This is a genomic window from Streptomyces sp. NPDC004732 (assembly GCF_040609235.1).
Classification (GTDB): domain Bacteria; phylum Actinomycetota; class Actinomycetes; order Streptomycetales; family Streptomycetaceae; genus Streptomyces.
In genome coordinates this window covers 703,692-729,504 of sequence record NZ_JBEXJR010000001.1, presented here as the reverse complement: position 1 = coordinate 729,504, position 25,813 = coordinate 703,692, and the positions used below count along the sequence as shown (strand labels likewise).

The following is a 25,813-nucleotide window of genomic DNA, read 5'->3' as shown; positions in this document are numbered from 1 at the left end:
GGCCAGATGGGGATCGGCCGTCCGGGGGGCCTTTCCTCGCGCGCGAGTTCGGTGCGCGGGGGCTCAGCCGCAGCCGCACGAGGCATGCCGGCCGCCGTGCACCGACGCGTACGCCGTGGGCCGGGGCCCCGCCGCCGCCCGCGTCACTCGGGCGGCGGCCGCGCGTCCTGCCGACGACTCTGCGTCGTGCACCACTGTGCCCCCGACGAGCGTCAGGCGCACCTCGGAAGAGCTGATATCGGCCACCGGACACCGCGTCACATCGCGGTCGAGCAGCACGAGATCGGCTGCTTTTCCCCTCTCGACGGTGCCGGTGAGGTGGTCCGAGCGGAGTTGACGTGCGGTGCCCAGGGTGTGCATGAGCAGGGACGACGTACGACTGAGGCCTTCCTCCGCGCGGTAGAGGCCGCCGCCTCCCTCCATGCCCTCGCGGTCGATCGCGGTGCGGATCTGGTTCCAGACCTGCAGAGGGTCGACCGGCCAGTCCGAGCCACCCGCGAGCGCCGCGCGCCGCTTCTGGAGACTGCGCGCCGGGTACAGCCAGCGGTGGCGCGCGGCGCCGATGTAGGGCAGCAGGGAGTCCATGGTCCAGATGTTGCGAGTGGCCCACTGGAGCTGCATGCAGGCGACGACGCCGAGCGCGGCGAACCGGGGGAGGTCGGCCGGATCCACCAGTTCGAGGTGGGCCGTGGTGTTGCGGAGATCACGGCGGCCGGTCTTCCGCAGGGCGTACGCGTACCCGTCCAGGGAGGTGCGCACGGCGCGGTCGCCGATGGCGTGCGCGTGCATCTGCCAGCCCTCGGCGTTGAAGGCGGCGCTCAGCCGTCCGTAGTCCGCCGCCGACACATAGAGGTCGCCGCGGTGGTCGGTGGGTTTGCCGTCCTTGTCCAGATAGGGCTTGAGGAGCGCGGCGGTCTGCGCGGGGTACTCGATGACGCCGTCGAGGAAGACCTTGATGGTCCCGAAGCGCAGTCCGCGTACCCCCTTGAAGTCCGCACGCAGTTCGTTCGCGTACGCGAACGCGGCGGCCGGATCCTTCGTCAGATCGGTCTCGACGCGCAGGGCGGGCACGATGCGCTGCAGGAGGCGGTCCGACTCGGCGAGGTGCCGGTAGAGCTCCAGCTCGCCGCGCCCGACGACGGCTTCCATGAAGGTGGTGATCCCGGACGCGGCGGCCTCGGCGAGGGTCTTCGCGGCGGCATCCGCCAACTGGGTCTCGTCGGGCTCGGGGATGTGCCGGGAGACGAGCGGCTGGGCGTCGTCCTTGAGCACTCCGGTCGGCTTGCCGTCCGCACCCTTGACGATCTTGCCGCCGACCGGGTCGGGGGTCGACGCGGTGATCTTCGCGATGTCCAGGGCGCGCTGGTTGGCCCACAGGTTGTGGCCGTCGCCGCCGCGCAGGGCGATCGGGCGGCGGGTCGGCAGGGAGTCGAGCATCGAGTGGTGCGGGGCGGTGCCGCGCGGCAGCAGCCCGACCGGGTTCCAGTCCTCCACGACCAGCCACCCGTCGGGCTCCTGGTCGGCGGAGTCCTTCAGAAACGCGGTCAGCGTCTTCTGGAGCTCCTCGACGGTCTGCTCGGCCCCCGCGAGCGAGGGCCGCAGCGAACGGCTCGCCGCGTCCATCGGGTGGGCGTGCCCGTCGTGGATGCCGCTCATGACGGTGCCGCCCCGCGCGTCCACCACGTCGGTGTCCCGCCCGACGAAGCGCTTGACGGCGGAGTCCGTACCGACGGCGAGGATCCGCCCGTCCCGCCCGACGGCCACGGCCTCGTGCCGGGCGCGGCTCGAAGTGCCGGTGAAGACACGGGCGTTGTGCACGACGAGGGCGGCGGACCGGCGGGGCGAGGAGGCGGCGGCGGGCCCGGCCGAGGCGACGACCCCCACGGCGCCTGCGGCCCCCGCGGCTCCCGCGGCGGCGAGGAGACCGCGCCGGGAGAGTGGGGGAAGCGGGGGAGGAGAGGGCAGAGAGGCGACGGGCCGAGACCCGACGGACGGGGACACCACAGGCTGAGACCCGACCGACGGGGACACGACAGGCTGAGACACGACGGGTTCGGGCACGACGGGTTCGGACACGACCACACTCCAACGCGTAGCGGCAACGGAACGAGTGGGTGGAACCATCGACGAGTAATCCGTTAACCAGAACCCGCCCCTGGCGACGGATTCCGTACGATGTGCCGCGTGCCAGGGCCGACTCTCGCCGACATAGCCCGCGCCGCGGAGGTCTCGACGGCGACGGTCTCGCACGCCCTCAACGGCACCGGCAGGGTCGGCGAAGCCACCCGCCGCCGGGTCCGCGAGACGGCGACCCGCCTCGGCTACGGCACGCCGGGGCCGCCCCGCACCCGCACGCTCGGCGTCGCGGTCACCACGTTCCCCGCCGCCTGGAACTACACGGAGATCGCCTACTTCTCCCGTGCCGTCACCGCGGCCACCTCCGCCGCCCACGCCCGCGGCTACGCCCTCATCACCCTCCCCGCCGACCGCGCCGCCGACGACTCCTGGCACAGCCTCGCCGTCGACGGCATGCTGATCATGGACAGCCCGCGTGGCGACCCGATGGTCCGCGCCCTGCGCGCCCGCGGCATCCCGCTCGTCTTCGACGGCGTCCCCGGCGACCCGCGCCCCGGCGACCACTGGGTCGACAACGACCACGAGACGGCCACCCGCGAGGTGCTCGACCACCTCGCGGCCGCCGGTGCCCGCCACATCGCTCTGCAGTCCGGCAGCGGCGACGAGCACTACGCCCGCGCGGTGACGGCGGCGTACGAGCAGTGGTGCGGGGAGCGCGGCACGGCCCCGCTGGTCGTGCCCTTCGACCCGGACGACGACCAGGGACACGCGTTCGACGCCCTGCTGCGGGGTGCGGACAGCGTCGATGCCGTCGACGCCGTCTACGCCGCGTACGACCCCGGCGGCCGCCAGCTCCTGGCCGCCGCGGCCCGGCACGGCCTGCGCGTCCCCGCCGACCTGCGCGTGGTCTGCGCGAGCGAGGACCCCGCCTACGCGACGACCGAACCGCCCGTGACGACGGTGACCCTCGCCCCCGAGCGGGCCGCGCGGGCCGCCGTGGCCGTCCTCGTCGACCTGATCGAGGGCGGCGGCGCGGCGGCCCCCGGCCCGGTCGTCGTACCGGCGGGCCTGGTGGTCCGGGCCTCGTCCGGCGGTCAGCCCGCGGCGGGCTGGTCGACGTAGCCCTCGGCGCCGCCCCGGTAGTACGTGGCGGGGTCCCCGGCCGCCAGCTCCCGGCCCAGCGCGAACCGGCTGACCAGGTCCGGGTTGGCGACGAAGTGCGTGGCGAACGACACGGCGTCGGCGACGTCCGCGGCCACGGCGGCGTTGGCGGAGTCCTGGCCGAAGCCGTTGTTCACGATCACCGGTCCCGCGAAGCGCCGACGGTAGCGGGCGAACACCCCGAGGTCCGGGGCGTCACCGGCCGCGAGGTCCGGGCCGCGCAGGTGCAGATAGGCCACGGGACGGTCGTTCAGGGCGGTCACCAGCTCGTCGAAGTCGGCGAGCGTCGACGCGTCGGGCGCGAAGAACCCGCCGTCCCAGTAGGGCGAGAGCCGCACCCCCACACCCCGCCCCGGCCAGGCGTCCGAGGCCGCGCCGACGACGTCGAGCAGCAGCCTCCGCCGCCGCGCCCGGTCACCGCCGTAGGCGTCGGTACGGCGGTTGAGCCCCGGATTGAGGAACTGGGCCAGGAGGAACACGCCGAGAGCACCGATCTCGACACCGTCGAAGCCCGCACGGCGTGCGTTGTACGACGCGGCACGGAACTCCTCGACGGTCCTCTCCACCTCCGCGAGCGTCATCTCGCGCGGCGTGACGGTCTCCTTGAACCCCTGCTCCGTGAACGACCTCTCCCGCGGATTGACCGCGGAGGGCCCGAACGGCGTCTCGCCGCCCAGATGGTCGGGGTGCGAAGCGGCGCCGGTGTGCCACAGCTGCTGCACGATCCGGCCGCCGAGCGCGTGCACGACATCGGTGACCCGGCGCCACCCCGCGACCTGCTCCTCGCTGTAGATGCCGGGGACGTCGATGAACCCGATCGCGCGCTCGCTCACCCAGGTGCCCTCGGTGACGATCAGACCGGCGCCCGCCCGCTGGCCGTAGTGCACGGCGTGCAACTCCGTCGGCGCAAGGGCACTGTTGGTGGCACGGGCCCGGGTGGTCGGCGCCATCACCACACGGTTGGGCAGCCGCAGACCGCCCAGGTCGAGCCCTTGCAGCAAGGGCTGGGAGAGGTCGGTCGGCGGGGGCGTGGACAGGTGCGTGGGCATGGTGGATCTCCTGGGCGCCCGGAGGGGGCTTAGGTGTCGGGATAAGGTCACGGCGGCTCGGCCGCGCAGGGCACGAACCGCGTACGACACACAGGTGACGGGGCGCGAAGGGAAGAGGTGACCGGTGGACGGGCGAGCGGACGGGCAGCGGGCCGGGGCCGCACAGGAGGCCGGGCGGGACCTGCTCGCCGAACGCTTCGAGGCGCACCGGGGACACCTGCGCGCGGTGGCCCACCGCATGCTCGGCTCGCTCGCCGACGCCGACGACGCCGTCCAGGAGACCTGGCTGCGGCTCAGCAGGACCGGCGACGACGGCATCGAGAACCTCGCGGGCTGGCTGCGCACGGTCGTCTCCCGCCTCTGCCTGGACATGCTGCGGTCCGCCGCGTTCCGCCACGAGGAGGCGGTGGGCGACCGGCTGCCCGACGGCACCGGCGATGCGGGCGCCCGCGCGGCCGACCCCGAGGAGGAGGCGCTGCTCGCCGAATCGGTGGGCCGCGCGCTGCTCGTGGTCCTCGACAGGCTGGGCCCCGACGAGCGCGTCGCGTTCGTGCTGCACGACCTGTTCGCCGTGCCGTTCGCGGACATCGCCCCCATCGTGGAGCGCACCCCGGTCACCACGAAGAAGCTGGCGAGCCGCGCCCGCCACAAGGTCCAGGGGCCACCCGCCCCCACCGCCCCCGGGCTCGCCCACCACCGGCACGTGGTCGACGCCTTCCTCACCGCGTCCCGCAACGGCGACCTCGAAGCGCTGCTCGCCGTCCTGGCCCCCGACGTCGTGCGCAGGGCCGACCTCGGCGCGCTCTCCGGAGGCCGGGCGGCGGAGATCCGCGGCGCACGGGCCGTGGCGGAGGAGACGGTGCTCCTGCGGCGCAACGCCCGCGTCGCGGAGCCCGCACTCATCAACGGCGCACCGGGCCTGCTCGTCGCACCCCGCGGCCGCCTGCTCCTCGCGCTCGTCATCACGGTCGAGGGCGACCGGGTGGCGTCGTACGAGGTGATCGCGGACGAGAGCCGACTGCGCGAGCTGGACCTGTCACTGCTCCCGCAGGGCCCCGCCGACCACTGAGGCCACGACCTTCCTGACGGCCGCGTCACCGGCCTCCCCGGTCATCTCCCGGCCTGCGAAGAGCAGATGGCCGGTGCCGATCAGGGTGAACGCCAGCGTGTCCACGTCGGAGTCCGCGGCGAGGCGCCCGAGGTCGCGCTCCGCCGTCAGGTAGGCGGCGACGACGGCCCCGGCCTCCGTCAGGAGGGGGATGCCGACGGGGGTGGTCCCGCGCAGCTGCGCCCGCAGGCCGTCCCGCGCGGTGACCAGGCCGAGGACGCCCAGCGCGACCGGCCCGAACAGGTCCGTCAGCGCGGTGGCCGTGTTCCCGACGACGGTGCCCGATCCCGCGGCCCCGCACAGCGCCGCGCCCCGCGCTTCGACCCCCGCGATGCGGTCGCGCACCAGCTCGGCGAGGAACACGTCGAAGTCGGCGAAGTGCCGGTGCAGGACCCCCTTGGCGCAGCCCGCCTCCGTGGTGACCGCGCGGCTGGTCAGCGCGTTCGGCCCCGCCCGGATCAGAACGCGTTCGGCGGCGGCGAACAACTGCTCGCGCACATCGCGGATGGCCACCCCTGTAGGCACCTGGGTCCCGCCTTTCTCCTGCTGTTACCGTCCGCCCGGTTGACGAGTGGGCGCGTGCCCACTCAAAGTGGGCGCATGCCCACTATCCCTGAGCGTGAGCCGCACCTGCACCGTCGGATGGCCGAATCCTTCGGCGTGGACGCCGAGCGCTACGACCGGGCCAGGCCCCGCTATCCCGACGCCCTCGTCGAACGCGTCGTCGCGGCCGCCCCGGGGGCCGACGTCCTCGATGTCGGCTGCGGCACCGGCATCGTGGCCAGGCAGTTCCTGAAGGCGGGGTGCTCCGTGCTCGGGGTCGAGCCGGACGGGCGGATGGCGGACCGGGCCCGGCGGCTCGGGGTCACGGCCGAGGTCGCGACGTTCGAGGAGTGGGACCCGGCGGGCCGGGAGTTCGACGTGGTGGTCGCAGGGCAGGCCTGGCACTGGGTCGACCCGGTCGCGGGAGCCGCCAAGGCGGCGCGGCTGCTCCGGCCCGGCGGCCGCCTCGTCACCTTCTGGAACGTGCCCGAGCCGCCGCCCGCGATCGGGGAAGCCTTCGCCGACGCCTATGAGCAGGTGGCCCCCGACTCGCCGGTCACCGTCCGCGTCACACCGGAGCAGGCCAGGGACGGCCACGGGCCGCTGCTCGCGAAGGCGGCCGACGGAATCCGCGCGGCGGGCGCGTTCGGCGCGCCCGAGGAGTGGGAGTTCGACTGGAAGACGACCTACACGCGCGACGCGTGGCTGGACCAGCTGCCGACCCAGGGCATCCTCACCCGCCTCCCGCAGGAAGCGGTCGCCCGGATCCTCGAAGCCGTCGGCGCGGCCGTCGACGCACAGGGCGGCAGCTTCACCATGCGGTACGTGACGGTGGCGCTCGCCGCGGAGCGGGCCGGACGGTGAGCGGCACCACCGCCTCCCCCGTCACATAGGGAGCGAGAGCAGCCGTACCTGCCCCGAGGGCCAGCGGGCGTCGTCGTGCAGGGGCGTCACCATGGTCCGCAGCGGCATGGTCACCAGGCGGGCTTCAGGTTGTTCGACGAGTACGTCCATGTCGAGCGGGTGCCATCCCAGGCGCTGGTAGAGCGCCACGAGGGGAGGTCGGCAGAACAGGAGTGCGTACTCAGGACCCATCGTGCGGGCGTGCTCCAGGGCGGCCGTGACGACGAGCCGAGCCAGGCCCCGACCTTGCATGCCGGGTGCGACGGCGACCCCGCCGACGCCCACCACCTCTGTCCGGGTGCCGCCGATCGCGACAGGCAGTCGCCGCAGGCCGGTGTGTGCCACGAGCCGGTCTTCGTGTCTGATGCCGAAGTGTTCCTCTTTCGGCAGCCAGGTCAGACCGGTCGAGGCGACACCGAAGGGATCATCGCCGCTGCCGAGGATCTCCTCCTGGTCCGCCTTCGTGTACTGGGGGAGCCGCACTGCAGTCGGTGTCGGTGTCGCAGGGGATTGGTTGTCAGACATCCCCACATGGTGATCTCTCCGCCTGGCGCAGGCCAAGAGGCAGCGGACACCGAGGGCGCGCCTCGTCGTACGCGCGGGTCATGTACTAGAGTTATCTCGACATCGAGATATCTGCCGAGGCGCACCAGAAGCCGCCACTCGGTAAGGGTTACCTAACTAAGCCTTACCTTAGCGGACCGACGAGGAATCGTGGCGGCAGGATGTACGGAACGCGCGAAAAAATCTGAAGGAGACTGTCGTGTCGGCGAACAGCTTCGACGCCCGCAGCACGCTGCGCGTGGGCGACGAGTCGTACGAGATCTTCAAGCTGGACAAGGTCGAGGGCTCCGCACGCCTTCCCTACAGCCTGAAGGTGCTGCTGGAGAACCTGCTCCGTACCGAGGACGGCGCGAACATCACCGCCGACCACATCCGCGCGCTCGGCTCCTGGGACTCCCAGGCGCAGCCGTCGCAGGAGATCCAGTTCACGCCGGCTCGCGTGATCATGCAGGACTTCACCGGCGTGCCCTGCGTCGTGGACCTCGCCACCATGCGTGAGGCCGTGAAGGAGCTCGGGGGTGACGCGGACAAGATCAACCCGCTGGCCCCGGCCGAGCTGGTCATCGACCACTCCGTCATCGCCGACAAGTTCGGTACGTCCGACGCCTTCGGCCAGAACGTCGAGCTGGAGTACGGCCGCAACAAGGAGCGCTACCAGTTCCTGCGCTGGGGCCAGACCGCCTTCGACGAGTTCAAGGTCGTCCCCCCGGGCACCGGCATCGTCCACCAGGTCAACATCGAGCACCTGGCGCGCACGGTCATGGTCCGCAACGGCCAGGCCTACCCCGACACCCTCGTCGGCACCGACTCGCACACCACGATGGTCAACGGCCTGGGCGTCCTGGGCTGGGGCGTCGGCGGCATCGAGGCCGAGGCCGCGATGCTGGGCCAGCCGGTCTCCATGCTCATCCCGCGCGTCGTCGGCTTCAAGCTGACCGGTGAGCTGAAGCCGGGCACCACCGCCACGGACCTCGTGCTCACCATCACCGAGATGCTGCGCAAGCACGGCGTCGTCGGCAAGTTCGTCGAATTCTACGGTGAGGGCGTCGCCGCCACCTCCCTCGCGAACCGCGCCACCATCGGCAACATGTCGCCGGAGTTCGGCTCCACCGCCGCGATCTTCCCGATCGACGGCGAGACGCTGAACTACCTGAAGCTGACCGGCCGCTCCGAGCAGCAGGTCGCGCTCGTCGAGGCGTACGCCAAGGAGCAGGGCCTCTGGCTCGACCCGGCCGCCGAGCCCGACTTCTCCGAGAAGCTGGAGCTCGACCTCTCCACGGTCGTTCCGTCGATCGCCGGTCCGAAGCGTCCGCAGGACCGCATCGTCCTCGCCAACGCCTCGCAGCAGTTCGCGCTCGACGTGCGCAACTACGTCGCCACCGCCGACGAGGCGGGCGAGGAGTCCTTCCCGGCCTCCGACGCCCCGGCCACCACCAACGGCGTCCCGTCGAACCCGACCACGGTCACGGCCCCCGACGGCTCGACCTACGAGATCGACCACGGTGCGGTGACGGTCGCGGCCATCACCTCCTGCACCAACACGTCGAACCCGTACGTGATGGTCGCCGCCGCGCTCGTCGCGAAGAAGGCCGTCGAGAAGGGCCTGACCCGCAAGCCGTGGGTCAAGACCACCCTCGCCCCGGGCTCCAAGGTCGTCACCGACTACTTCGACAAGGCGGGGCTCACCCCCTACCTCGACAAGGTCGGCTTCAACCTCGTCGGCTACGGCTGCACCACCTGCATCGGCAACTCGGGCCCGCTGCCCGAGGAGGTCTCGAAGGCCGTCAACGACCACGACCTGGCCGTGACGTCCGTCCTCTCCGGTAACCGGAACTTCGAGGGCCGCATCAACCCCGACGTCAAGATGAACTACCTCGCGTCCCCGCCGCTGGTCGTCGCGTACGCCATCGCGGGCTCGATGAAGGTCGACATCACGACCGAGGAACTCGGCACCGACCAGGACGGCAACCCGGTCTTCCTCAAGGACATCTGGCCCTCCGAGGCCGAGGTGAACGACGTCGTCGCCAACTCCATCGGCGAGGACATGTTCAACAAGTCCTACTCCGACGTCTTCGCGGGCGACGCCCAGTGGCAGGCGCTGCCGATCCCGACCGGCAACACCTTCGAGTGGGACGCCGAGTCGACCTACGTCCGCAAGCCCCCTTACTTCGAGGGCATGGCGCACGAGCCGTCCCCCGTCGAGGACATCGCGGGCGCCCGCGTCCTCGCCAAGCTGGGCGACTCGGTCACCACCGACCACATCTCCCCGGCCGGTGCGATCAAGGCCGACACCCCGGCGGGCAAGTACCTGACGGAGCACGGCGTGCAGCGCCGCGACTTCAACTCGTACGGCTCGCGCCGCGGCAACCACGAGGTCATGATTCGCGGCACGTTCGCGAACATCCGCCTGCGCAACCAGCTCGCGCCGGGCACCGAGGGCGGCTTCACCCGCGACTTCACGCAGGCCGAAGGACCGGTGTCGTTCATCTACGACGCCTCGCGCAACTACATCGAGCAGGGCACCCCGCTCGTCATCCTGGGCGGCAAGGAGTACGGCTCCGGCTCGTCCCGCGACTGGGCCGCCAAGGGCACCGCGCTCCTCGGCGTCAAGGCCGTCATCACCGAGTCGTACGAGCGCATCCACCGCTCGAACCTCATCGGCATGGGCGTCCTGCCGCTCCAGTACCCGGAGGGCCAGAACGCCGACTCCCTCGGCCTGACCGGCGAGGAGACCTTCTCCTTCGAGGGCGTCACCGAGCTGAACAACGGCTCGACCCCCCGCACGGTGAAGGTCACCACCGACACCGGTGTGGAGTTCGACGCGGTCGTCCGCATCGACACCCCCGGCGAGGCGGACTACTACCGCAACGGCGGCATCATGCAGTACGTGCTGCGCAACCTGATCCGCAAGTAAGCGGTCTGGTACGGCAGTTGAGGGCCGCACCCCCGGGCATGTCCCGGGGGTGCGGCCCTCGCCGCGTTCTCACCTCGTGACCAGCGACTCCGACGAGCCCGAGCGCATCACGTGGTCGACGTGGATCAGACGGGCGAGGGCCCGGCCGTTCTCCACGTTCGCCGAGATGCCCACCGGGACCACGTAGTTCCCGTCCGGGAGCCCGGCGTAGTACAGGCCGGGGAGCGGGCCGAGGCGGCCGTTCTCCTGGATCGGCGCCCCGTTCGCGTCGAGCACGTGGCGCGGCAGGATGCGGTAGTCGGGGCCGAATCCGGTGGACCAGACGATCGTCGTGATGCCGTGGTGCGCCAGGTCGAGCCGCTCGCCGAAGTCGGCGACGTGCTCCATGGGGACCTCGGGGGCGGGCTTCTGCTCCGGTGCCACGAAGCCCCGTCGCCGGATGCGGGTGTCGATCATGTCGACGGCGTGCCGGAAGGAGCGGGCGGACTCCTCGGCGACGGCGACGACGTTGTCCTTGAGGAGGAGCGCGCCGCCGTCGGCCGCCCGCACGGAGCCGACCAGGGTGACGCCCAGATCGGCCAGGGTGCCGACGTTGAGGTCCTCGCGCTTGTCCCGTACGGCGGTCACCGGCAGGCCGGGCAGCACGCAGCCGTCGCCGTCGCCGCCCACGGTCCCGAAGTTGTCGTACAGGGAGAGCGCCGACAGCCAGTCGAGCAGGCCGCGGCCGCGGTACTGGCGCGGCCAGGCGCGGTGCCGCCCGACCGCGAGGAAGGTGCGCCGTTCCGCGCTCGCCAGCTCGTGCGCGATCTGCTGACCGCTGATGCCCGCGCCGACCACGAGGACCGCGCCGTCCGGCAGGGCCGCGGGGTTGCGGTAGTCGCGGGAGTGCAGCTGGTGGATGGACGGGTCGACATCGGCGGCGAGGGCGGGGGTGCGGGGCGCCGCGTAGCCGCCCACCGCCACGACCAGGTTGCGGGACTCGACGGCGCCTCCCGCGGACAGGTGCGTCCTGAACCGCACCTCGGCGTGGTCCGGGGCGTCCGGCAGGCACTCGACCTCCCGGACGGACGTGTGCTCGCGCACCTGCAGTCCCCGGTCCGCCACGTAGCGGCGCAGGCGCCCGGCCAGTTCGGGCCCCGACATGAACCCGTCGGGGTCGTCACCGTCGTACTCCCTGCCGGGAAAGCGGACCGACCGGTTGCCGCTGCCGACCAGCAGGCTGTCCCACCGCTCGTGCGCCCAGGCCTGCCCGATCTCCGCCCGTTCAAGGACGAGCGCCTCGTGCCCCAGCTCCTGCAGCGCCGCGGCCGCGCCGCACCCCTGCTGCCCGGCGCCGACGACGACGGTCTCCACGTACTCGACTGCTGCCACGACAAAACCCCTCTGCCTCCGCCGCGAGAACACGGCTACTTAGGTTTACCTAAGTAAGACCTTGCCTCCTCAAGTCGACTTGATGTCAACTGTGTTCATGACGCGGCGAAGTGCGGTCCTCATCGGTGAAGCGGCGGCTCTCTACGGCCTGGCGCCGTCCACGGTGCGGTGGTGGGAGCAGCAGGGCGTGCTCAATCCGCCCGCCCGCCACGGCGGCAAGCGGCTCTACGGCGACGCCGAACTGCGCCGCCTCGGCCTCGCCTATCTGTGCTGTGTGGTCGGCCGGATGCCGTTGGACCAGGCCGCCGTCGTCACCTCGGGGAAGGCCGCGCGGGACGACTGGCAGGAGGCCATCGACGCCCAACTCGTGCGCCTTGAGCGGACGATCGAGGAGCTGGAGGCGGCCCGGGGCTATCTCCGCCACGCGTTGAACTGCACGAGCGACGACATCGCGGGGAGCTGCTCCATCATGGACGCCGAGCTGACCGCGCGCACCCCGCGCGGACGCTTCCCGGACGCCGACATCGTCACCGCCGCCCGCACGGCCCGCGGCAGTGCGGGGGGCGAGCCTCCGCGTGACGAACACGCGGCGGCCCGCCCCCGGTCCGGAGTGGTCAGCTCAGCGGAATGTTCTTCACGGCCGACAGCAGCGGGATGAGCACGTAGTCGCCGTTCCCGGCGCCACAGGTCGGGGTCGTCTCCTGGGTGTCGGAGATCTTCGTGCCCGTCGTGTACCGCTTGTCCGGGGCGGGCACCACGCTCGTCATGTGGCTCTTGAGCCGCTCCGAGTAGTACACGCACTGGTGCAGGTTGAGGTAGCGGCCCGCGGTCAGGTCCAGGGGCAGGGATCCCGAGAGGCCCGGGTTGGGCACGTGGTTGCCGTTGCCGGGACCGCAGGTGGGAGAGGTCTCCTTGGTGTTCGAGACCTTCGTGCCGGTGGAGTAGCGTCCGTCGCCGCTCGGTGTCACCAGGGTGGTGAAGCGGTCGGTGCTCGCGCTCCGGTAGTAGTCGCACTGCTGGAGGTTGAGGTAGCGCCCCGTGCCGAGGTTCAGCGCCTTGACGCCGTGCAGCAGCGGGACCGGCACGTGATTGCCGTTGCCCGCGCCGCACGCCGCCGTGGTGTCGGCGGTGGCGGAGTGCTTGGTGCCGGTGGAGTAGCGGCCGTCGCCGCTCGGCGTCACGAAGGTGTTGAAGTGGTCGTCGAGGCTGCTTGCGTAGTAGGCGCACTGGTGCAGGTTCAGATATCCGGAGGCGGCGGCCGCCTCGGACTCCCCGCCCCGTGTCGCTCCCGATGCCTGCGTCCCCGTGCCCATGGCTGCCGCCAGGCCCATGGCCACGGCGAGCGCCGGGCGCCACAGGCGGCCGCTGGTCCATCGCGTCATGTCGTGGTTCTCCTCTCCCTGTGCGGGGCGCTCAGGGCGCGTCCCGCACCTCGAACCACGAAGTTCCCAGGGGGAACGCGGGGCGGGTATCCCCGGATCCGGGGATACCCGCCCCGCGGGAGCCGTGCTACTTCTGCGGCCAGCCGCCGTACGGCACGGTGATGAGCTCCATCGCGTGCCCCGCGGGATCCAGGAAGTACACGCCACGGCCGCCGTCGTTGCGGTTGAACTCGCCCGGCTGCTTCTGGTGCGGGTCGGCCCAGTGCTCGATGCCGCGTGTCCTGATCTTTTCGTACGCCGCTTCGAACTCCGCCTCGGAGACGAGGAAGGCGTAGTGCTGCGGGGTGATCGACTCGGCCGGGATGGCGGCGAAGTCGAGGGTGACCGAATTGCTGAGGGCGACCGCGATGAACGGGCCCCATTCTCCGGCGATTTCGAGGCCCAACAGCTCCGCGAAGAACTCGGCGGACTCCCGGTTGTCCCGGGCGTGGGCGATCGTGTGATTCAACTGAACGGACAAGGAATGCCTCCACAAGGCATCTCCCGACACCTCCATGCCTCACCCAGCCGGTGACCGACACGCGATGTCGCCGTGGATCTTAGGCACGGCGGCAGCGCGCTGTCGAGCGGCGGCTTGAGCGGCTACTTCTTCCTGTACTTCTTCCTGAGGGCCAGGAGCACGCCCACCGCGGCGACGAGCACGACACCCGCCGCCCACGCGAACGCCGCCCGGAAATCGCCCACTTGGGTCGTACCGCCGAACGCGCCGCCCACCAGGACCGCGAGGCCGAGCGAGCCGCCGAGCTGGTCGACCGAGCGCTGCACGCCGGATGCGGTGCCCGCGTCGGTGTCGGTCACGCCGGACAGGGCCGCGTTCTGCAGGGCGATCAGACCGATGCCCATCCCGGCGGCGACGGCGACCATGCCGGGCAGGACGTCCACCCACAGGCTGCCACGGTCGGGCAGTCGCGCCAGCAGACCGAGGCCCGCCGCGGTCAGGAGCAGGCCCGCCACCGACGCGTACGCCGTGCCGAGCGCCCGGACGATCCGGCCGACTGTCACCACCGCGGCCAGCAGCGCGGCGCAGAACGGCAGGTAGGCCAACCCGGCCTGGAGCGGGGTAAGTTCGAGGACGTTCTGGAGATAGAGCGTCGCCAGGAAGAACGTCGTGGAGAGGCCCGCGCTGAGCGGCACCGTCGCCGCGTTCGCGACCATCCGGGTGCGGTGCGCGAAGAAGGAGAGTGGCACGAGCGGACTCTTCGCGCGCCGCTCGACGGCCACGAGGGCGCCGAGGAGCACGCATCCGGCGAGCGCCGCGGGCACGGAGTGGCGCAGCACGCCGAAGACCAGGAGCAGGGGTCCGGTGGTGAGGAGGGCAGCGCCCGGCAGGTCGAGCGGGCCGTCACCGCGGCGCGGTCCGTCCGGCCGTACGAGCGCCGGGGTCGCCAGGAGCACGACCGCGACCACCGGCACATTGATGCCGAAGATCCAGCGCCAGTCGAGCAGTTGGACGATCGCACCGGACAGCAGGACGCCGACGACGAGGCCGCTCGCGGAGATCGCGCCCCAGATGCCGAGCGCCCTGGCCCGCTCCTCGGGGCCCGGGTAGAGGAGCGCGATCAGCGACATCGCGGCGGGTGAGGCGAGCGCTTCGCCCGCGCCCTGCGCGAAGCGGGCGGCGACCAGCGCCTCCAGGTTCGGCGCGAGCCCGGCGGCGAGCGAGGCGAGGGCGAAGATCCCGGCGCCGAGCAGGAACATCCGCCGCCTCCCCAGCAGGTCGGTGAGCCGCCCACCGAGCAGCAGCAGCCCGCCGCCGACGAGGGTGTAGCCGGTGACGACCCAGGACAGGGTGCCCGGCCCGGCGTGGAAGTGTGCCCCGATGGTGGGGACCGCGACGTTCACGACGGTGACGTCGATGGCGATGAGGAACTGGAGGAGGGAGAGCAGCGCGAGGGTGAGGGTGCGGCGGTCGCGCACCGGGGTGTTCATGACGTTCATGAAGTGGGCACTCCAGATCGGCCCCGGGCGGCCCGGTGGGCGGCGGGGGCGGAGGAAGACGGACGCTTCCGTGCCACGGGCCCGCGCGGAGGCGGGCGGGGCACCTGGAGTTACTTGGTCACGGACACGTGGGGGACGGTAGCCGACGGGGCGGCCGGGACGCACGCGATTATGCGGCGTGCGAGAGGTGGGCGGCCCGGGGCGCCGGTGACAGGTCTGGACTTGTCCGCGCGGGCTCTCTACGCTCAGCCGCACCATCCTGCACTGAGAGCGCTCTCAATAGTTCAACTCCGTTCCACCCCACCGATGTTGGAACCACGAGAGGACACCCTGTGAGACGCAAGACCAGCGCACGCCTCGGACTGTCCGCCTTCCTGCTCGCGGCCGCCTGCGCGGGCACCGCCCTCGTCCCCGCCGCGGCCGCCGACCCCGGCGCCACCACCTCCGACTCCGACAAGGCCCTCGCCTCCGACGGCCTTCTCCGGGCGATGGAGCGCGACCTCGGCCTCTCGCCCGCCGCCGCGCGCGAGCGGCTCACCGACGAGAAGCAGGCCGTCAAGGTCGAGCGGACCGCGAGGAAGGCGGCCGGTGCGGCGTTCGGCGGGTCATGGTTCGACGCCGGGAGCGGGCGGCTCACCGTCGCCCTGACCGGGCGCGGGGCCGCCGCCGACGTACGGGAGACCGGCGCCGACGTCCGGTTCGTCGAGCACAGTGCCGCCAAGCTGGACGCGGCGAAGGTGCGCGTCGACAAGTTGGCCAAGAAGGTCAAGGCGCCCGAGGGTGTGGCCAGTTGGCGGGTCGATGCGAAAGCCAATCGTGTCGTCGTCGACGTCGTCGAAGGTCACCGTGCCGACAACGATGTCACCTCCTTCCTGGAGCGCGTCCGTGGCACCGCCCCCGTCCGCGTGGACACCGTCCCCGAGGGTCCGAGCACCTTCGCCGCAGGAACCGTCGGCGGCGACCCGTACTACACCGGCAACGTCCGCTGCTCCATCGGCTTCTCCGTGCAGGGCGGCTTCGTCACGGCCGGGCACTGCGGCCAGGCGGGCGCGGGCGTGCGCGGCTGGGACAACTCCAACATCGGCTCGTTCCAGGGCTCTTCGTTCCCCGACAACGACTACGCGTGGGTGTCCGTCGGCAACGGCTGGTGGACCGTGCCCGTCGTGCTCGGCTGGGGCACCATCCCCGACCGGCTGGTCAAGGGCTCCGCGGAGATGCCGGTCGGCACGTCGATCTGCCGCTCCGGCTCCACCACGAAGTGGCACTGCGGGAATCTTCTCGCCAAGAACGAGACCGTCAACTACTCGGGCGGCGCCGTCGTCCACCAGCTGACCAAGACCAGCGTCTGCGCCGAGGGCGGTGACTCGGGCGGCTCGTTCATCAGCGGCGACCAGGCCCAGGGCGTCACGTCCGGCGGCTGGGGCAACTGCAGCAGCGGTGGCGAGACGTGGTTCCAGCCGGTGAACGAGATCCTGCAGCGGTACAACCTGCGGCTCCACACCGCGTGACATGGGCGGTGCGCCCGGTGCCTGCAACTGCCGGGCGCACCCTGCTCGTTACCTCTTTACCGTGCGGGTCTGATCGACAACCTGTGCCGGAACTCGTCGCGCGGGTCGTACTTCGCCTTCACCTGCTGCAGACGCGGGTAGTTGCCCTTGTAGTAGAGCGTGTACCAGGGCACGCCCGACGTGTTCTGCTCCGGGTCGTCCAGGTCCGCGTCCGGGTAGTTGATGAACGCCCCGTCGCTGACCGCGCCCGGCACCGGGACGCCGCCGCTGTCGGCGTACACCCCGCGGTAGAGCGAACGCACCCACTCGATCTGGCGGGCCCCGTCCTGCGTCTCCGCGTCCCAGCCCGCCATGTAGACGGCCTTCAGGATCGAGTCGCGCTGGGCGACGGCGGTGGCGTCGGGCGCGACCTTGCGGGCCGCGCCGCCGTACGCGACGAGCCACAGCGTGCCGCTGATGCGCTCGGCCGGGTCGTCGGACGGCCGCAGGTGCTCGTGCAGGACGTCGAGCTGCCGGTCCGTGAAGGTCTTCCGCAGATAGGCGCTCTTGACCTTGAACGGCGAGGACCTGGTGTCCGTGATGGAGGTCAGCGCGTTCAGCCACGACAGCGGCGGCCTGCGGATCGCGGGCTCGGCGCCCACGCCCCGGCCGACGGCGGCGATGTAGTCGTCCACGAGCCGCTGCGCGCCGGGCACGGCCGCGTCGATGACGCCCGCCAGGACGGCACCGGAGCCCGCCGCCTGGGTGGTGTTGACCATCAGCACGCTGAACAGGTGCGCGTACGGCGAGTCGGGATCGCTGTTGCGCTCGCACCACTGCCCGTGGTTGCGCATGAGGGTCTTGAAGTCCCGCGCGTCCAGGTCCTTCCAGGTCCATCCGGCCCGGAAGGCGAGGAAGGAGGCGGGGGCTTTCGGCAGCAGCTTCGTCGGGTCGTCGCCGCGCGCACCCGGGGTACGGAACCAATACCGCGTCACGATGCCGAAGTTGCCGCCGCCCGCGCCGGTGTGTGCCCACCACAGGTCGTGGTGCGGGCTGTCGGGGTCGCGCTCGGCGATGACGGCACGCGCGGTGCCGTCCTTGTCCACGACGACGACTTCGAGCGCGTGCAGATGGTCGACGGAGACACCGTCGCGCCGCGACATCACGCCGTACCCGCCGCCGACGACGTGCCCGCCGATGCCGACCTCGGCGGTCGCGCCCGCCGGGATGGTCACGCCCCAGCCGATGAACAGCTCGCGGTACACCTCGGCGAGCTGCGCGCCGGGCTCCACGCAGAACGCCCGCCGCTCGGCGTCGTACGAGATCTCGCGCATCGGCGACATATCGATGACGGCCTTGATGTCCGGGTGGTCGACGAAGTCCTCGAAGCAGTGGCCGCCGCTGCGTACGGCGATGCGCTTGCCCTGGCGCACGGCGTGCTGGACTGCGTCGACGACCTCGGCGGTGGAGTGGACGACGCGGAAGTAGTCGGGCTTGCCGATGAAGCGGCCGTTGCAGCCGCGTTGGGTGAGGGAGAGGTAGCGGGGGTCGTCGGGGCCGATGGGGGTGGTGGGCGCGGGGGGTGCCGTGGGTGCCCCGGACCGGTTCGGGGTGGCCTCGGCCGTGCCGGTCGCCCCGGCTGCCAGTGCCGCGCCCCCGGCCGCAGTGGCGGCGAGCACGCGCCTGCGGCTGGGAGCGTGTCCCGTCTGTGGGTTGCTTGGCTCCGTCGTGCCTTTCATGTGCGTTCCCCCGTCGGGTGAGGTCTCGTTGACCCCACCACCATCACGGCGGGTGTGACCCCCGTCATCCACCGTTCGGCCAAGGGGCGCCTGCTCCCCAGGGTGCAGACGTACCCCTTAGGGGTGGGCCTGGAGATGGAGCAGTTTTCGGTCAGAGTGCACGGGGCAGCGCCTGCACGGACCGCTTGAGGGTGGATGCCGGCCGATCTCAACCTGAGTTGCCGGGGAAGACGAAGCCGTTTTCGTAGGCGAATACCACGGCTTGGGCGCGGTCGCGCAGATGGAGCTTGGCGAACATGCTGCCGATGTGGCTTTTCACCGTCGCCTCGGTCACGACCAGGTGCGCGGCGATCTCCGGGTTCGACAGGCCTCTGGCCACCAGGAGGAGGGTCTCGCGTTCCCGGGGAGTGAGATCGGCCAGCAGCTTGGTGGGGGGCCGGAGCGGTTCGGTGCGGGTGGCGTAGTCCTCGATCAGCCTGCGGGTGATCGACGGCGACAACAGGGCCTCACCGGCGTGCACGACGCGGATCGCCTCCAGCAGGCGGTCGCGGGAGGCGTCCTTGAGCAGGAAACCCGACGCGCCCGCCCGCAGTGCGCCGAAGACGTATTCGTCCAGGTCGTAGGTCGTGAGGATCAGCACCCGGGGCGAGGATCCGGAGGCGGTCAGCCGGGAGGTGGCCTCGACACCGTCCATGCGCGGCATGCGGATGTCCATCAGGACCACGTCAGGGCGCAGAGCGGCGGCCTGGGTGAGTGCCTCGTGGCCGTCGGCGGCTTCGCCGACGACCTCGAGGTCGTTCTGGGTCTGCAGGAACAGCCGGAAGCCGGTGCGGATCAGCTCCTGGTCGTCGACGATCAGAAGGCGGGTGGTCATACCGCATCTCCGACGGGGAGCCGGGCGGTCACCAGGAATCCGCCGTCGGTGTGGCGGGCGTCCAGGCTGCCGCCTGTCACCGCCGCACGCTCCCGCATCCCGAGGATGCCGTGCCCGGCGGCCGACGGGACCGGGTTGCGGCCGCCGCCGTCGTCTTCGACCGTGACGTCCAGCTGCGTCCGGTCGTAGTGGAGCGTCACCGTGACCTGGGTGGGGTCGGTGTGTTTCAGCACGTTGGTCAGCGCCTCCTCGACGATTCGGTAGGCCGACAGCTCGAGGCCGCCGGCCAGCGGCCGGGCCTCGCCGGTGAGCTCCAACCGCACGGGCATTCCGGCGGTCCGGTATCCGGAAACCAGCTCGGCGAGCTGGTCGAGCGACGGCTGCGGTCGCCACTGCGCGCTGTTGTCCGACGCGCGCAGCAGTCCGAGGATCCGGCGGAGCTCGGCCAGGCTCTGCTCCGCGTTGGCCTCGATCCGTTCCAGGGTCTCAGCCGCGACTTGGGGCTCGGTCGGCAGGACGTCCCTGGCGCCGCGCACGCCGATCAGCATGACGGTGACCGAATGGGCGACGATGTCGTGGAGTTCGCGGGCGATGGAGGTGCGTTCCCGCTGTGCCGCGATCTGGTCGAGCTGCTCGCGCTCGCGTTCCAGGGTGGCCGCGCGGTCCTCCAGCGCCCAGGTGTAGCGCCGCCGGGTCTGGAGGTACGAGCCGAGGGCCCACGCGCCGATCGACACGGGCAGCGAGCAGATGCTCGCCAGCAGCAGGAACAGCGCCGTCGGGACGAGCGCCGCCACCGAGACCTTTCGCTCACGCAGGTCGGCGAGCGAGGCAAGGGCGACCACGACGGGCGCCCCGCCCGGCGAGTAGCCCAGCGGCACGAGCACCGCGGCACCCGCGCAGGCGGCGATGAGCACCGCCAGCGGAGCGCGGCGTCGGAGGAGCAGGGCGGCGCCGGCAAGCACCGTCACCACGACCGGGATCACGTCGACCGGGATCTCGCCGACCCGGATCACGTCGATCGGGGGGCCGCCGTCGAAGAGCTGCCCCAGCTCCACTCCGGTCGTGATCACCGCCAGCGCGACGTCGAACAGCGCCGAGCGGCGCGCGACCAGCAGGCCGTACGCCGCCCGGGCCCGCCCAAGGAGCCGGTTCACGCCAGATCGCGCCGTCGCTCGACGATGACCGCGACAAGGGTGACCGCGACCGTCCATGCGGCCAGCACCCATCCGGCCTCGACCACCGACAGGGTGGTGTGGTGCGTCATCCGGCTCAGAATCGCGGCAGCGCCGAACGGCGTGAGGTTGACACCCGATTCCCAGGCGTCGGACAGCAGCGGGACCACGGCGAAGTTCACGATCAGGAGGACGACAACTCCCAGGACCGGGCTACGGATCAGGGCGCCGAGGGCGGCACCCAGGACCGCGGACAGGACGAACGCCACGAGGTTGCCCGCCACGACGCCACCGACGTCTCCCGAGGTGAGATCGGGACCCGGCTGGTCACTCAGCAGGGGCAGCGCCAGCCCGACCGACACCATGGTCGTCAGCGTACCGAGCAGGAGCCCGGTCAGTGCGTAGGCGGCAATTCTCGCCGACAGCACGACCCCGCGGTGACGGCGGCCCACCAGAGCAGCCGGTGCGGCCGTCCGGTGCCGATACTCCCCGGCCGTACCGACCAGCCCCCAGAGCAGAAGCAGGATCGGCAACGCCGACAGGGCCTCCTCCTTCTCGGGCACCTCGTCCAGCGTGCCCGACCACACCGCGACCACCAGAACGTTGAGGACCGCGAACGCGACCCCGCCCACCGCGAAGCCCAGCACAGTCCGGGTGGTCACGGTCTTGAACAATTCGCCTCGCAACAGATGGCTCAACGGTCCGCCCCTCCCGTAAGACCGAAAAACGCATCCTCCAGCGACGCAGTCCGCTGGACGATCTCCTCCAGCAGGACGCCGCCACGGTGGGCCAGCCGTGCGACCTCCGCGGCGTCGAGCCCTTCGACCAGCAGCCCGCCGCCGTCCTCGCGCTTCGTGCGGCCACCGGCCCGGGCCACCAGACCCGTCAGGCGCTCGGCCTCGGCGGTGCGTACGACGACCACGCTCGCCCCGGACCGTTCGAGGTCCCTGATCGCGCCTTCGTGGACCAGCTGACCCCGGTCGATCATGACCACGTCGTCGACGGTCTGGGCCGCCTCACCCAGCATGTGGCTGGACAGCAGGACCGTGCCACCGTTCGCGGCCCGCTCCCGCAGCAGCGTGCGCAACCAGCGGATGCCCTGCGGGTCCAGGCCGTTCACCGGCTCGTCAAGCACCAGGATCTCCGGATCGCCCAGGAGCGCCGCGGCGAGCCCGAGCCGCTGTCGCATGCCCATCGAATACTTTCCGACCCTGCCCCGGGCCGCCTCCTCCAGGCCGACGAGTTCCAGGACCTCACCGACCCGGCGGCCGGACAGCCCGGCCAGCGCGGCCAGCGACCGCAGGTGCGCCCGACCGGTCCGGCCGGGATGGGCACCGCACGGTTCGATGTGCACGCCGAGCAGGCGGGCGTCGGGCCTCATCGTCGCAACTGACGTGCCCCGGACGAGCGCCCGGCCCGCAGTCGGCCGCGCCAGTCCGACAACCGCTTTGAGCGCGGTGGTCTTCCCTGCCCCATTCGGGCCGAAGAACCCCGTCACCCTTCCGGACCTGACCGTGAACGACAGGTCGTCGACTGCCGTTCTACGGCCATAACGCTTGGTCAGCCCTTCGACCCTGATGGCTGCCGGGTCTCCAACGAGTGTTCGTGAAGAAGTCATGCCCGAAGCTTCCGATGTGGTGATCTCCCAGTCATCCGCCCACGGTCGAAACCCGAACTCCCACCAGGGGAGGAGACCACCGCTGGGCGCGGGTTGTTCCCTGGCGTCTGGGCGCGGAGGCAACCTGCCCGCCTCAACGCCTGCGGTCCGCGACGACGCGGAGTGCCGCACGCGAGTCCTCGCCCGTGAGGCCGTGCGTCCTGCAGTACGCGATGACGTGCGCGTCGGCCTCCTCCGTGCCCAGCGCCGCGAGACCCCGCAGCACGACGCCGTGCCGATAGGTGGGGCGGTCGGTGGCGAGGATCGCCGCCAGGGGCGCGGCGGCGTCGGGGGAGCGGCGTCCGGCCAGTGCCTCGGTCGCGGGCAGGTGGACGTCCTCGGTGTCCGGAGCGGTCGCGAGACGGGCCAGTGCTGTCACCGCTTCAGCCCCCGCGCACCCGGCGAGCGCCGTGACCAACTCCTGCGCGACGTCCCGCCGTAGCCCCTCCGCCAGCGAGACGAGAACGGGCGCCCCCGGAGCACCGATCCGGACCAGGGCCCGCACGGCGCCCCGCGCCACGTCACGGCTCGCGTCCCCCGCCGCGAGCTCCCCGAGCGCCTCGGCGGCCTCGGCCACGGGGAAGCGGCCCAACGCCTGCGTCGCCTGCACCCGCACCGGCTCCAGTGGGTCCCTGGCGGCGGCCAGCAGCACCGGCAGCGACTCGCGCGCGCCGATCAGCCCGAGCGCGTGGACGGCGCGGGCGCGAAGCGTGCCCGGCTCCTCGTCGTCGGCCGCGAGCACCGCGAGGCGGTCGGCGGCGGGCCCGTGCCGCAGGGCGCCGAGTGTGTCGGCGGCCGCCGACCGTACGTCCCCGGGGTTCTCGGCGTCGAGCGCGGCGAGGAGCAGCGGCGCGGCTTCCACGCACTCCAGCAGCCCCAACGCCACCGCCGCGCCCCGGCGTCGGCCCCGCGCCCGGGGCGAGCCGTCGGACAGCGCCGCGAGTAGCTCCCGCACGGGCGGCGCGGGCAGGGCGGACAGGGCGCGCGCGACCGCGTCACCGATCCGGTCGTCGCCGAGCGCGGCGAGGAGCGCGTCGGCCGCCCCTTCGCCCCCGACCGCGCCGAGCGCTGAGGCCGCCGCCCTGCGCACCGCCGGTACCGACTCCTCGCCGAGCAGATCGACCAGGGACGGCACGTCCCGGTAGTCCCGTGCCTCGCCGAAGAGTTCGGGCCGCTCCTGGATGAGCGCGCAGACCGTGACGGCGGAACAGTCCGGGGCGCGGTAGGCGGGCGGGCGCCCCGGCCGGGCGTCCCTGAGGTGGCCCCGCAGTTCGTCCCGGCCGTTGCTCGTCCTGGCGAGGAGCGCGGCCGCGGGGCGTGCGGTCTCCGCGTCCGGATCGCGCAGCGCGCGCCGCAGCATGACTTCGGGGGACAGGCCTGCTGGTGGCGGCCAGGAGTCCCTGGGGAGTTCCGTGAGCGCGAGCACCGCCGCCCTGCGCAGGCGCGCGGAGGTTCCTTCCGACCTCACCAGGAACAGCAGGGCCGGTGCCGTACGGGGGTCGCGCATCGCCCCCAGTGCCTCCACGGTGTGCACCTCGTCGCCGGGCAGCAGCGCCCAGAGCGCGGCAAGCAGTGCGGGCACGGCTTCCGGGGCGCGCAGCCGGGCCACCGCTTCGACGACCACGCGCGGCGGCTTCGGATCACCGAGCCGGTGGACGAGTTCGCGGACCGCCTCGGGCCCGCCGACGGCGCCCAGGTCCTCGTACATCCGGGCCACCCGCGCCCGTTCGTCGCCCTTGCGGCCCCGCACCTGCCCGAGGATCACCGGCACGGCCCGGCGGTCCCGCAGTTGCGCGAGGGCGGACAAGGCGTGCAGGGGCAGCCATCGCGGATAGTCGTCCGGCCGGTCCACGCAGTCGAAGAGGGCGTCGGCGGCCGCCGGGCCGCCGATGTCGCCCAGCAGGTCGACGGCCCACACGGGGTACGGGGAAGGGCCGGTCCGCATGACCTCGCTCAGGCCCGCGACATCGCGGTCCACCCGCATCCGCACGATGTCCGGCTCCACGTCAGGCCTCCCGGCGGGTGTCCTCGTCGGCCATCGCCACGTACAACGGCGTGCCGACCACGATGTCGACCTGGCGGCCGTCCTGCCCGGTCGCGGTGCCGTGCAGCAGCCGCCGCGCGAGGAACTCGCCGTAGACCGGCGGCCCCGTCAACGACTCCGCGAATTCCAGGACTTGATGTGCCGCCTCCTGATCGTGGGACGGCACGGCGGCCCGTCGCTCGCGCTGGTGGCGGGGCCAGTCCTCGGGGGCGTCGTCCAGGAGCCTGAACAGCGACGGCAGCATCGAGTAGGAGGCCTGGATCGTGTCGGGAGCGGTCCGCTGCCCGAGCAGGTGGTGCGCCGACCCGATGAGCGCGACGACGGTGTCGCCCTCGCGCCCCGTCATGAACGTCGGCCCGGCCGGTGACCCGTACCCGGCGATCCGCAGCTCCAGATCACCCCGGAACCAGGGCCTCGGCTCCGTCATCCAACTGACGTCGAACTCCCGCTCCAGGTAAGCCTCGACGATGTCCAGCCTGTCGTACGTGGTCACATCTGCACGCGGCGACTGAACGGCGACGCTGAGCACCTTGAGGTCGACCTTCGCCTCGACGGCGAGCCGCTTCAGGAGCTTGGGCGGGATCTGCTCGTACAGCATGTCCAGCTTGGCGCCGGAAACGTAGAGGTAGTACCGCACGTGACGTTAGGGGAGAGTCAGGAAGGCGGTCCAGGTGTCCGGGGCCACGGAGAAGTGCGGGCCGTCCGGGTTCTTGGAGTCGCGGATGTGAATCGCGGTGGGGTGGGCGGCGACTTCGATGCAGTTGCCGCCGTCACTGCCGCTGTAGCTGGACTTGCTCCAGGCGCAGGCGACTTCGAGGCACTGGCCGCCTTCGTCGCCGCTGTAACTGGACTTGAACCACTCAAGCGCGGTGCTGCCGCTCATTGCTCTCCTAGCAGTTGGTCCAACAGGCCCATGGTGTCTTCGGAGTTGAGGGCCTGCGTTCGCAGCATCGCATACTTCTGGGCAAGGATCGCTACCTCGTCGGGATCAGCGATCAGCTGGCTTCCGCGTTGCGTCTCCGTGTAGGCGAGCCGCTGGTGGTCAGGTGTCTCCAACAGGACGAAGGGCCCGTTGAGTCCGGCGTGCGTTGTGCGTCCGAGAGGCAGCACTTGCAACGCGAGGCCAGGCAGGGCGGCGTACTCGCGTAGATGCCGGAGCTGCTCGCTGTATACCTCCGGGCCGCCGAGCCGGTCTTGCAGTGCCGCCCCCCAGATCACAAAGCTGGTAGTCGGCGGGACTTTGCGGTGAAGGATTGTCTGCCGCTCGATGCGTGTAGCTACGAGCTGCTCAATCTCGTCCTCGTCGTACACAGGAACGCGACTGCGAAAGACCGCTCGGGCGTATTCCTCGGTCTGCAACTGGCCCGGCACGGCCAGGCTGTCGTACACGGAGATCGAGATCGCCTCCCGCTCGCAATCCAGATACTCCTCCGCCCACCGCGGGATCAGATCCACCTCCGGCATGTTCTCCACAGCCGTCTGCAACGTCCGGTTCGTGCCGAGGAAGTCGTCCAACTGGACCGCCAGGTCCATCTTCAGCGGCCGCCGCCCCTGCTCGATGGAGGCGATCAGCTCCTCGCTGACGGCGAACCGCTCGGCCAGCGACCGCTGGGTGTATCCGGCCGCCTCGCGGTGGACCGCGAGCAGCGCGCCCACCATCCGCATCGCCGAGGCGTTCCTGCGCGACCGTCGTTTTGGGCTGCTCATACGGTGCAACTCCCCACCAGAAGCCGTGTTTTCACACGAGGAACCCGTACGGCTCAGCTGTACG

The 25,813-nt window shown here is 71.7% G+C and carries 23 protein-coding genes; 6 read left to right on the top strand and 17 right to left on the bottom strand.

Features of this window, described 5'->3' with window-relative positions:
• Window positions 1–63: 63 nt before the first annotated feature.
• Entirely contained in the window at window positions 64–1,884 is a 1,821-nt protein-coding gene (locus tag ABZV77_RS03045; RefSeq protein ID WP_356249625.1) for an amidohydrolase, read from the bottom strand.
• A 291-nt stretch (window positions 1,885–2,175) separates the two neighbouring features.
• Between ABZV77_RS03045 and ABZV77_RS03040 the strand changes: the two genes are divergently transcribed.
• Window positions 2,176–3,198: a LacI family DNA-binding transcriptional regulator gene (locus ABZV77_RS03040; protein ID WP_356249623.1), complete on the top strand. Its 1,023-nt coding sequence runs from the start codon at window positions 2,176–2,178 to the stop codon at window positions 3,196–3,198.
• Here the strand turns inward: ABZV77_RS03040 and ABZV77_RS03035 are convergent.
• A complete protein-coding gene (locus ABZV77_RS03035; RefSeq protein ID WP_356249621.1) occupies window positions 3,171–4,286 on the bottom strand; it encodes an alkene reductase in 1,116 nt (371 codons plus the stop codon). The genes ABZV77_RS03040 and ABZV77_RS03035 overlap by 28 nt on opposite strands.
• A gap of 124 nt (window positions 4,287–4,410) precedes the next feature.
• Between ABZV77_RS03035 and ABZV77_RS03030 the strand changes: the two genes are divergently transcribed.
• Window positions 4,411–5,355, top strand: coding sequence for a sigma-70 family RNA polymerase sigma factor (locus ABZV77_RS03030; RefSeq protein WP_356249619.1), 945 nt, complete (start codon window positions 4,411–4,413; stop codon window positions 5,353–5,355).
• On the opposite strand, the gene ABZV77_RS03025 is transcribed toward ABZV77_RS03030, so the two are convergent.
• Entirely contained in the window at window positions 5,323–5,919 is a 597-nt protein-coding gene (locus ABZV77_RS03025; RefSeq protein WP_356249617.1) for a TetR family transcriptional regulator, read from the bottom strand. The genes ABZV77_RS03030 and ABZV77_RS03025 overlap by 33 nt on opposite strands.
• Before the next feature lie 75 nt (window positions 5,920–5,994).
• On the opposite strand from ABZV77_RS03025, the gene ABZV77_RS03020 reads away from it, so the two are divergent.
• A complete protein-coding gene (locus ABZV77_RS03020) occupies window positions 5,995–6,801 on the top strand; it encodes a class I SAM-dependent methyltransferase (protein WP_356249615.1) in 807 nt (268 codons plus the stop codon).
• A 21-nt stretch (window positions 6,802–6,822) separates the two neighbouring features.
• On the opposite strand, the gene ABZV77_RS03015 is transcribed toward ABZV77_RS03020, so the two are convergent.
• Window positions 6,823–7,365, bottom strand: a complete 543-nt coding sequence (locus ABZV77_RS03015; RefSeq protein ID WP_356249613.1) for a GNAT family N-acetyltransferase — start codon at window positions 7,363–7,365, stop codon at window positions 6,823–6,825.
• A 238-nt stretch (window positions 7,366–7,603) separates the two neighbouring features.
• On the opposite strand from ABZV77_RS03015, the gene acnA reads away from it, so the two are divergent.
• Window positions 7,604–10,318, top strand: coding sequence for an aconitate hydratase AcnA (acnA, locus tag ABZV77_RS03010; protein WP_356249611.1), 2,715 nt, complete (start codon window positions 7,604–7,606; stop codon window positions 10,316–10,318).
• A gap of 69 nt (window positions 10,319–10,387) precedes the next feature.
• Here acnA and ABZV77_RS03005 read toward each other — a convergent pair whose 3' ends face one another.
• The gene (locus ABZV77_RS03005; RefSeq protein WP_356249609.1) at window positions 10,388–11,689 is read right to left on the bottom strand and encodes an NAD(P)-binding domain-containing protein; all 1,302 of its coding nucleotides are present in this window, start codon (window positions 11,687–11,689) and stop codon (window positions 10,388–10,390) included.
• 97 nt (window positions 11,690–11,786) lie between these two features.
• Between ABZV77_RS03005 and ABZV77_RS03000 the strand changes: the two genes are divergently transcribed.
• Window positions 11,787–12,347 carry a MerR family transcriptional regulator gene (locus tag ABZV77_RS03000; protein WP_356249607.1) on the top strand — a complete coding sequence of 187 codons (561 nt, stop codon included), beginning with the start codon at window positions 11,787–11,789 and terminating at the stop codon, window positions 12,345–12,347.
• On the opposite strand, the gene ABZV77_RS02995 is transcribed toward ABZV77_RS03000, so the two are convergent.
• The 3 genes from ABZV77_RS02995 to ABZV77_RS02985 form a co-directional block, all read right to left on the bottom strand.
• Window positions 12,304–13,071, bottom strand: coding sequence for a hypothetical protein (locus ABZV77_RS02995; protein ID WP_356249606.1), 768 nt, complete (start codon window positions 13,069–13,071; stop codon window positions 12,304–12,306). The genes ABZV77_RS03000 and ABZV77_RS02995 overlap by 44 nt on opposite strands.
• A 127-nt stretch (window positions 13,072–13,198) precedes the next feature.
• Window positions 13,199–13,591, bottom strand: coding sequence for a VOC family protein (locus tag ABZV77_RS02990; RefSeq protein ID WP_356249604.1), 393 nt, complete (start codon window positions 13,589–13,591; stop codon window positions 13,199–13,201).
• A gap of 122 nt (window positions 13,592–13,713) precedes the next feature.
• On the bottom strand, window positions 13,714–15,069 hold the full coding sequence (locus tag ABZV77_RS02985) for an MFS transporter (protein ID WP_356249603.1): 1,356 nt from the start codon (window positions 15,067–15,069) through the stop codon (window positions 13,714–13,716).
• Between the two features lie 332 nt (window positions 15,070–15,401).
• Between ABZV77_RS02985 and ABZV77_RS02980 the strand changes: the two genes are divergently transcribed.
• On the top strand, window positions 15,402–16,577 hold the full coding sequence (locus ABZV77_RS02980; protein WP_356249601.1) for a S1 family peptidase: 1,176 nt from the start codon (window positions 15,402–15,404) through the stop codon (window positions 16,575–16,577).
• A 56-nt stretch (window positions 16,578–16,633) separates the two neighbouring features.
• Here ABZV77_RS02980 and ABZV77_RS02975 read toward each other — a convergent pair whose 3' ends face one another.
• The 9 genes from ABZV77_RS02975 to ABZV77_RS02935 all read right to left on the bottom strand — a co-directional run bounded on the left by ABZV77_RS02975 (window position 16,634) and on the right by ABZV77_RS02935 (window position 25,749).
• Complete coding sequence (locus ABZV77_RS02975; protein ID WP_356249599.1) at window positions 16,634–18,295, bottom strand: FAD-binding protein; 1,662 nt, start codon at window positions 18,293–18,295, stop codon at window positions 16,634–16,636.
• Window positions 18,296–18,503: 208 nt separating this feature from the next.
• The gene (locus tag ABZV77_RS02970; RefSeq protein WP_356249597.1) at window positions 18,504–19,169 is read right to left on the bottom strand and encodes a response regulator transcription factor; all 666 of its coding nucleotides are present in this window, start codon (window positions 19,167–19,169) and stop codon (window positions 18,504–18,506) included.
• On the bottom strand, window positions 19,166–20,323 hold the full coding sequence (locus tag ABZV77_RS02965; protein WP_356249595.1) for a histidine kinase: 1,158 nt from the start codon (window positions 20,321–20,323) through the stop codon (window positions 19,166–19,168). The genes ABZV77_RS02970 and ABZV77_RS02965 overlap by 4 nt, the downstream gene beginning before the upstream one ends.
• Entirely contained in the window at window positions 20,320–21,003 is a 684-nt protein-coding gene (locus tag ABZV77_RS02960; protein WP_356249593.1) for an ABC transporter permease, read from the bottom strand. The genes ABZV77_RS02965 and ABZV77_RS02960 overlap by 4 nt, the downstream gene beginning before the upstream one ends.
• Before the next feature lie 32 nt (window positions 21,004–21,035).
• Window positions 21,036–21,959 carry an ATP-binding cassette domain-containing protein gene (locus ABZV77_RS02955; protein ID WP_356249591.1) on the bottom strand — a complete coding sequence of 308 codons (924 nt, stop codon included), beginning with the start codon at window positions 21,957–21,959 and terminating at the stop codon, window positions 21,036–21,038.
• A gap of 133 nt (window positions 21,960–22,092) precedes the next feature.
• A complete protein-coding gene (locus ABZV77_RS02950; protein ID WP_356249589.1) occupies window positions 22,093–24,003 on the bottom strand; it encodes a HEAT repeat domain-containing protein in 1,911 nt (636 codons plus the stop codon).
• Between the two features lies 1 nt (window position 24,004).
• The gene (locus ABZV77_RS02945; RefSeq protein WP_356249587.1) at window positions 24,005–24,679 is read right to left on the bottom strand and encodes an SAVMC3_10250 family protein; all 675 of its coding nucleotides are present in this window, start codon (window positions 24,677–24,679) and stop codon (window positions 24,005–24,007) included.
• A gap of 6 nt (window positions 24,680–24,685) precedes the next feature.
• Window positions 24,686–24,925, bottom strand: a complete 240-nt coding sequence (locus tag ABZV77_RS02940) for a DUF397 domain-containing protein (RefSeq protein WP_356249585.1) — start codon at window positions 24,923–24,925, stop codon at window positions 24,686–24,688.
• Window positions 24,922–25,749 (bottom strand): helix-turn-helix transcriptional regulator, encoded by an 828-nt coding sequence (locus tag ABZV77_RS02935; RefSeq protein ID WP_356249583.1) that lies wholly within the window; start codon window positions 25,747–25,749, stop codon window positions 24,922–24,924. The genes ABZV77_RS02940 and ABZV77_RS02935 overlap by 4 nt, the downstream gene beginning before the upstream one ends.
• Window positions 25,750–25,813 lie beyond the last annotated feature (64 nt).